3 protein-coding genes are annotated in these 3,981 nt (G+C 56.0%); 2 read left to right on the plus strand and 1 reads right to left on the minus strand.

Going from position 1 to position 3,981, the window contains the following annotated elements:
• The coding region (locus tag AC1RQB_RS28135) for a M10 family metallopeptidase C-terminal domain-containing protein (RefSeq protein WP_493095481.1) at positions 1-2,069 on the minus strand (2,069 nt) is incomplete at its 3' end.
• Positions 2,070-2,282: 213 nt separating this feature from the next.
• Between AC1RQB_RS28135 and AC1RQB_RS28140 the strand changes: the two genes are divergently transcribed.
• Complete coding sequence (locus AC1RQB_RS28140; RefSeq protein WP_063342562.1) at positions 2,283-2,927, plus strand: MBL fold metallo-hydrolase; 645 nt, start codon at positions 2,283-2,285, stop codon at positions 2,925-2,927.
• Positions 2,928-3,044: 117 nt separating this feature from the next.
• The gene (locus AC1RQB_RS28145; RefSeq protein ID WP_063342563.1) at positions 3,045-3,767 is read left to right on the plus strand and encodes a YiaD family glycine zipper/OmpA-like lipoprotein; all 723 of its coding nucleotides are present in this window, start codon (positions 3,045-3,047) and stop codon (positions 3,765-3,767) included.
• The last annotated feature ends 214 nt before the right edge of the window (positions 3,768-3,981 follow it).

Raw genomic sequence — 3,981 nt, forward strand, 5'->3', positions numbered from 1 at the left:
TTATCGACGTGGTAGGTGTCGACACCGCCGCCACCGATCAGGGTGTCAGCACCCAGGCCGCCGTTGAGGGTGTTGTCGCTACTGTTGCCGCTCAAGACGTTGTCGAGACTGTTGCCGTACAGATCAATCGCGGCAGTACCCAGCAACTGACCGTCTTCAGCGTTGGCCGAGAGGGTATAGCTGATCGAGGTGCGAATCAGGTCACGGCCTTCGTCTGCCAATTCGATGATCGTGTCGCCGGCGTTATCGACAGTGAACGTATCATTGCCGATACCACCGCTCAACGTATCGGCACCTGCACCGCCGTCCAACTGGTCGTTACCGGTGCCACCCTGAAGGGTGTTGTTGGCATTGTTGCCGAGCAGAATGTTGTCCAGGTCGTTGCCAATCACGGTGAAGGCCCCCGCGCCGGTCAGCAGGACATTTTCGACGTTTTGCAGGCTGCTCTGGCCCATGTCGATGACGTTGGTCTGCGCCGTGGCGGCGTATGTGATGTTCAGGCCATCCAGACCTTCGTTGGCGATTTCCTGCAACAACGCTAGCTCGCCGACCTGATCAAGACTGTAGATGTCATTGCCTGCACCACCGATCAAGGTGTCCAGGCCTGCTCCGCCGACCAGCGCATTGTTGCCAGTGTTACCGATCAGTATGTTGTTCTGGGCGTTACCGATGGCATTGATGTTGTCGGTACCGCTCAGGGTGAGGTTTTCAACGTTGGCGCTCAGAGTGAAGCTGACAGACGCGAGGACGTTGTCGATCTCGTTAGGCTGGGTGCTGGATTCGCTGACGACATCCTGAGTGTTATCGACGATATAGGTGTCGTTGCCGGTCCCACCGATCAGTATGTCGGCACCTAGACCACCGTCCAGAATGTTGTTGCCGGTATTACCGACAAGGCTATTGTTCAGGGCATTGCCGGTGCCATTGAGGCTGGAGGCACCTGTTAGCGTCAGATTCTCGAGGTTGGTGCCAAGGACATAACTCATCGATGAGATGACAGTGTCTTTTCCCGAGGAAGAAGTTGCAAGCTCGGTAATGCTGTCACCGACGTTGTCCACATAATAGACGTCGTTGCCATTACCTCCCTGCATGATGTCCGCGCCTGTACCACCATTCAGTGCGTTATCCAGAGCATTACCGATCAGAATGTCATCAAAAGCTGACCCGATCGCGTTCTCTATCTTCGCCCCGAAGGCAATCGCCAACCCGTCAGTGACAGCCGCTTGTGTTGTGAGATCGACAAACGCTTTACCAATCGTACTGAAAGCGCCTTCGTTCAGGTTGATGCGCACAGACTGAAGCTGATTGCTGCCGTCAATAGTGTCGTTACCGCCAGCATCCCAGATGGTCTCGAAAATCGACTGGTCAGACGCCCAACTGTAGGTATTGTTACCGCTCTGCCACAGGGTGTTGGCGCCGTACAGGCTCTGGATGGCGAGGATGTCCAGCAGCATCGGCGTAGTGGGTTGATAAGAATATGAGTCGTTGTAACTCATGACTGTGTAACGGACATCGTCCAGTGAGGCGTCAAGCAAGGTGGCGTTTGTCGAACTCGCGGAGAACGGATGCTTCAAACCCAGCGCATGGCCGATTTCGTGTACGAAGGTCAAATAGTCATAAGTGCCTTTGACAGGATTAGCATTGTTCGTCGCTGGACCGATCCATACATCCCCCGCATAGGGAGTATCGGCGGGGAAATAGGCCCAGGCAGCCGTCTGGCTATCCATCGACAAGTAACCGCCAAATCGCAAATCGCCGACATTTGTGAGAGTGTCGCTGGTCTGCGTGAAATTGATATTGGCAACGGCGCTCCATGTGCTTAGCGCACTGATGACTGCATTTTGCTGCGCAGATGTCAGAGCATACGCATTGGTGTACTCATTGTCGGGGCTATAGTTGGTGGCGAAGTACGAGGTGGTTTCTGTAATAAAGCTATAGCTGAGATTGGTAGGCCCGAAGACACTCCAGTTGGAACCTAGCCAATAAGTTCCGGAAATCAGACTGTCGACAGCTTTGTCGCCGGTCAGTGACGAAGGAATGCTAAATGAGTAAGACAACGGCGTAGGCATGCGAAATTCCTGAGTGCGCTGCGGCCTTTCCCGAATGTGACCGCTACAAAAATATGATTTTGCATCATAAACGTTACGCTTGACATCATTTGGCCACTATTTTTCTGATTTGTGACGTCAAATAACTGGCCCGGCGAACTGTATCGGCGAGTGTCGTAGAATCCTGAAGCAAAGCTCTATGCATTTTCGTTCAACACAGGCCATCGACTTCCCATGTCCACTTCGACCCCAGCGCTCATCCGCGAAACCTTCCCCGTCGGCCCCCTCCAGTGCAACTGCACAATCATCGGCGACCCGATCACCAAAAAGGCCATCGTCGTCGACCCGGGCGGCAATCACGAACTGATCCTCGCGCGCCTCGACGCCTTGGGCCTGAAGGTGGTCAGCATCATCCACACCCACGCGCACCTGGATCATTTCCTGGCTTCCGGGCAGCTCAAGGAGAAAACCGGCGCGACGCTGCATCTGCATAAAGAAGATCAATTCCTCTGGGACAACCTGGAGATGCAGTGCCAGATGTTCGGTGTGCCTTATACCCCCGTGCCATCGCCAGATCGCTGGTTGGCCGACGACGAAGAGTTGGCTTGCGGGTGTGGCGTGGCGTTGCACACGCCGGGTCATACGCCAGGTTCCATGAGCTTTTGGTTTTCAGAGGCTAAGCTGCTGATAGCCGGTGATACGCTTTTCAAGCGAGGGGTAGGGCGCACGGATTTATGGGGAGGCGATCAGGCGACTCTCGTGCGTTCGATCAAGCAACGGTTGTATACCCTCGACGAAGAGGCGACGGTGGTGACCGGTCATGGTCCGGACACGTGTCTGGGCGATGAAATGCGCGGTAACCCCTTTGTACGGGCCTGAAGATGCAGTTGTGAAAGGCACGACGGAATTTTTGGCGTTGGCCATGATCCAACGCCCGCAAAGGTTCATTGCTTAAGTCCGCTGCACCACAGAATGCAAAAAAAGTAGGAGCTCTCCATGTTCACCTCGCGTCGTTTGATTATTGTCGCTACTGCCGTGGCTTTGTTGTCCGGTTGCGCATCGCAGAACCCTTATGACAGCCAGGGTCAGGCTGATGGCGGCTCTACGGGCATGAGCAAAACCGCCAAATACGGTGGCCTCGGCGCCTTGGCCGGTGCACTGGCCGGTGCTGCCATCAGTCACGATAACCGTGGCAAGGGCGCGCTGATTGGTGCCGCCGTGGTGGGGGCTTCTGCCGCCGGTTACGGTTACTACGCCGACCAGCAGGAGAAAAAATTGCGGGCCAGCATGGCCAACACTGGGGTTGAAGTGCAGCGCCAGGGCGATCAGATCAAGCTGATCATGCCGGGCAACATCACATTCGCCACTGATTCGGCGAACATCGCGTCGGGCTTCTACCAGCCGCTGAACAACCTGGCGGGCTCGCTCAAGGAGTTCAACCAGAACCAGATCGAGATCGTCGGCTACACCGACAGCACCGGCAGCCGTCAGCACAACATGGACCTGTCCCAGCGTCGCGCCCAGAGTGTGGCGACTTACCTGACCTCCCAGGGTGTCAGCGGCGCCAACCTGTCGGCGCGTGGTGCCGGGCCGGACAACCCGATTGCCAGCAATGGTGATGCCAATGGCCGGGCACAGAACCGTCGCGTCGAGGTCAACCTGAAGCCGATTCCGGGGCAGCAGTATCAGCAGCAGGGCCAGGTTCAGCAGTACCCTTAAGTGTCTGACTGAGTCCGGTTGTAAAAAAGCCCGCCCGATCCTCAGCAGATCGGGCGGGCTTTTTGTTGGCTCTGGCCCCATCGCGAGCAGGCTCGCTCCCACAGTTGACCGTGTACCGATCCTACAACTCGATCGAATGTGGGAGATTCTATGGTTGAGGGAAAGCCCTCAACTGGCTTTTGGCTGGTATTCGCTTTGCCCTTTCAGCAAGGCG

This window comes from Pseudomonas sp. GW822-FHT02E03 (assembly GCF_058802325.1).

Excerpts from the sequence above, each read along its gene's own strand:
- AC1RQB_RS28145 (WP_063342563.1), top strand. The coding sequence starts at position 3,045 with ATGTTCACCTCGCGTCGTTTGATTATTGTCGCTACTGCCGTGGCTTTG.
- AC1RQB_RS28140 (WP_063342562.1), top strand. The coding sequence starts at position 2,283 with ATGTCCACTTCGACCCCAGCGCTCATCCGCGAAACCTTCCCCGTCGGC.